This window comes from Sulfurimonas sp. (genome assembly GCF_032250635.1).
Taxonomy (GTDB): Bacteria; Campylobacterota; Campylobacteria; order Campylobacterales; family Sulfurimonadaceae; genus Sulfurimonas.
Genome location: NZ_JAVVFL010000213.1, coordinates 1 through 3,461, shown reverse-complemented (window position 1 = coordinate 3,461; position 3,461 = coordinate 1). Strand labels below are relative to the sequence as shown.

Here is a 3,461-nt window from a genome sequence, read left to right as displayed (position 1 = left end):
AATATTTCTTAATATCACAATCTATTAACTCTATTTAATTTTGATTTAGATAAAATCAACTTCCTAAAATCTAAAATAAGAGTTGCCATTTTGAAATATTTCTTACTACTTTTACTGCCGTTTATATTGAGTGCGAGTCTTAATTTTACCTCTAACCATACCAAAGAGATCTCTATCTTAGAGTCTTTTGATATTGAAGCTTCATTTTTATACGACCCTATTATGAACGAGATGAAAAACATCAACATGACCGTCTACAAAGACAAACGCTTTTTTCAGGCTATGAATGATGCCTATCTCTTTATTCCTGCAGTAAAGAGCATTTTAGCTAAGCACGGCGTACCGGCTGAGTTCCTCTTTCTTGCCATGGCAGAATCGCACTTTTCCACAAAAGCATATTCGGCAAAAAAAGCTTCTGGATTATGGCAGTTTATGCCTGCAACAGGTAAAATATACGGTCTTAAAATAGATGAGTATGTTGATGAGAGAAGAGATTTGATAAAATCAACAGAAGCGGCGGCGCAACATCTTAGCGCTCTTTATGAGAAATTTGGCAAGTGGTATTTGGCAGCAATTGCTTATAACTGCGGCGGCGGAAGACTCAGCAGAGCTATAGAGGCTGCAAAAAGTGATGAACTTAATATATTGTTAGATCCAAAAAAGATGTATATTCCGAGAGAGAGCAGGCTTTACATCAGAAAAATAGTTGCACTTGCACTAATGGGCAACGATGAGCAGTTTTTGTTAAAGAGTGAGTACGAGTACCTTTTAAACAGAGCAAATGCCTACTCCATATCCACAGTAAGAGTTCCTAGAGGCGAGTCTCTCAAAAGAGTCTCAAAGCTTGTCGGGATACCGCTCTCAGAGCTTCAAAAACTTAACAGACATCTCAAATATGATTTTGCTCCTCCCTATTTAGGGGGCTATGACATATATATTCCATATATAAAACTCTCGGACTTTAAACAGAAATATTTTGAAGAGAACATTCAAAATATCTACAAAGTCCATGTGGTAAAAAAAGGTGACACTCTTTTTGATATAGGCAAAGAGTATGGCGTTTCTCATAAAATGATTGTGGATTTTAACAACCTTAAAAGCAATGTTTTGAGTTTGAAACAAAAGCTGATTGTTCCTATAGATAACAAAGCAAATATCGAAAAAATAAACAAAAAAATTTATTATCTAGTTAAAAGAGGCGATACTTTGGAGTCGATTTCTCAAGCATATAAAATAAGCGTTAGAAGCATACAACTTAAAAATAATATAAAAGGCAGTTTTATCAGAGAAGGCGAGAGGCTAAAACTACATGAATAAACTATCTTTTTTTACGGCTCTCTTAGTTCTTGTATTGCTTAGCGGATGTAGCACAAGAGGCACTAGAACATACACAAACCTAGGTGAAACAAAAACATACTCCTCCGATAGCCGTTCACATAACTCTGCAATCAATCAAAAAGATTATAAACATCCGACGATGAGGCCTTATGTTATAAGGGGAATAAAATATTATCCTACGGTCGTGGGTGTAGGCGATGAGTTTAGCGGCAACGCAAGCTGGTATGGTCCTGATTTTCACGGTAAGCTGACCTCAAACGGAGAAAAATACAATATGTACGATATGACGGCGGCACACAAAACGCTTCCTATGAACACAATTGTAAAGGTTACAAACAAGAAGAACGGCTTAAGTACAGTTGTTAGAATCAACGACAGGGGTCCTTTTATTGCAACAAGAATTATTGACCTCTCAAATACTGCGGCACGTAAAATAGATATGCTTGCCGATGGAACGGCGCCCGTTAAGATTGAAATTCTTGGTTTTCACTCAAAACATCAAAAGAAAGTTCCTCTTCAAGAGCAGCTAAAAGAGTCTCCTCAGGATCAGCAAACAGACGGATTTGCTCTTCAGATAGCATCGTTTTCAAAATTTGAGGGCGCGCTTTTAACTCAGAAAAAGTATGACGATACGGATGGATACAAGACTATTATAAAAGATATGCAGACACACAACGGCAGAATGTTCAAAGTATGGCTTAAAGGCTTTAGAAGCGAAGAAGAGGCTAGAGATTATAAATCACTTGGAAATTTTAAAAATTCATTTATTGTTAGAGAGGACTAAAAGATGATTACTAAAAGCAGAAAAACAAAAGAGACGGATATCACGGTTTCACTCTCCCTTAATGGAGAGGGCAAGAGCAAGATAAGCACCGGCGTGGGTTTTTTGGATCACATGCTGGAGAGCTTCTCGAAGCACTCGCTTATTGATCTGGAGATCTCATGTAAAGGCGACACTCACATAGATGACCACCATAGCGTAGAGGATGTCGGGATTGTTCTTGGTTCTCTTTTGGCAGAAGCTATATATCCGGTTAAAAATATGGAGCGCTTTGGAAGTGCCAATATTGTCATGGATGAGGCTTGTGTTAGTTGCGATTTGGATCTAAGCAATCGTCCATATTTGGTTTATGAGGTTAATGTGGCGGGCAAAGTAGGGCAGTTTGATACGGAGCTTGTTGAAGAGTTTTTCAGAGCCCTTGTCTTAAATGCAAGAATAAGCACGCACATAGTAGCTCTTAGAGGCAAAAACAAGCATCACATTATTGAAGCTGCTTTCAAATCACTTGCGGTTGCTCTTCGTCGAGCGATGCAAACCAATGAGAGAGTCGGCATTCCAAGCACGAAAGATATGCTGTGATTAAGCTTATTGTTTTAGATGTTGACGGCTGCTTGACAAACGGAGATATTATATACACATCTGGCGGCGATGAGATTAAGCATTTCAACGTCAAAGACGGCTTGGCTATAAGCTCATGGATAAAAATGGGCTTGCATGCTGCTATTATAACGGGAAGAGAGTCTAAAATAGTTGAAAAAAGAGCGAATGAGCTCGGAATAAAGCATCTCTTTCAACATGTTAAAGATAAAGAGACGGCGATAAAAGAGCTTGCAAGCAAACTTGGGTTAAAGAGCTATGAAGTCGCAGCCATAGGCGATGATCTAAACGACTACAAGATGCTTAAATTTGCCGGTAGAAGTTTTACTCCAAAAGATGGCGTAAAAGAGATTAGAGAACTTGTTGACACTGTTTTGTCACAAAATGGCGGAGATGGTGCCATAAGAGAGATGATAGATATTTTAGTAGATGAGAACGATGCAAAAGATGAGTTCCTGTCCATGTGGATGTAGATTTTGAATATAAACTACTTTTTTATATTTTTTTCACTCTGCTTGCTGATGATTCTATTTCTGTTTAAGCCGATGGAGATTAAACAGCATGTATTTAAAGAGGTGCCGCTATTTACAATCTCCAACTTTACTATGCATGAGCTAGATCAAAAAGGACTTGTGACACTGATGAACGGGAGCAAAGCTTCAAGGTTTACAGATAGATATACGGTTGAGGAGATGGACTATACCGACAACTCAAAAGAGTATATGGCAAATATGAAATCAAACAG

4 protein-coding genes and 1 pseudogene are annotated in these 3,461 nt (G+C 38.1%); all 5 read left to right on the top strand.

Annotation, left to right across the window (positions count from 1 at the left end; genetic code table 11):
• Positions 1–90: 90 nt before the first annotated feature.
• On the top strand, positions 91–1,317 hold the full coding sequence (locus RQ763_RS10775; protein WP_314152965.1) for a lytic transglycosylase domain-containing protein: 1,227 nt from the start codon (positions 91–93) through the stop codon (positions 1,315–1,317).
• Positions 1,310–2,122 (top strand): septal ring lytic transglycosylase RlpA family protein, encoded by an 813-nt coding sequence (locus RQ763_RS10770; RefSeq protein WP_314152964.1) that lies wholly within the window; start codon positions 1,310–1,312, stop codon positions 2,120–2,122. The genes RQ763_RS10775 and RQ763_RS10770 overlap by 8 nt, the downstream gene beginning before the upstream one ends.
• A gap of 3 nt (positions 2,123–2,125) precedes the next feature.
• Positions 2,126–2,698, top strand: a complete 573-nt coding sequence (hisB, locus tag RQ763_RS10765; protein ID WP_314152963.1) for an imidazoleglycerol-phosphate dehydratase HisB — start codon at positions 2,126–2,128, stop codon at positions 2,696–2,698.
• Entirely contained in the window at positions 2,695–3,189 is a 495-nt protein-coding gene (locus tag RQ763_RS10760) for an HAD-IIIA family hydrolase (RefSeq protein WP_314152962.1), read from the top strand. The genes hisB and RQ763_RS10760 overlap by 4 nt, the downstream gene beginning before the upstream one ends.
• Before the next feature lie 3 nt (positions 3,190–3,192).
• Positions 3,193–3,461, top strand: a pseudogene (locus RQ763_RS10755) (LPS export ABC transporter periplasmic protein LptC); the annotation flags it as partial.

What these genes read in the sequence shown, in the direction of transcription:
- RQ763_RS10770 (WP_314152964.1), top strand. Translation starts at nt 1,310, where the DNA reads ATGAATAAACTATCTTTTTTTACGGCTCTCTTAGTTCTTGTATTGCTT.
- hisB (WP_314152963.1), top strand. Translation starts at nt 2,126, where the DNA reads ATGATTACTAAAAGCAGAAAAACAAAAGAGACGGATATCACGGTTTCA.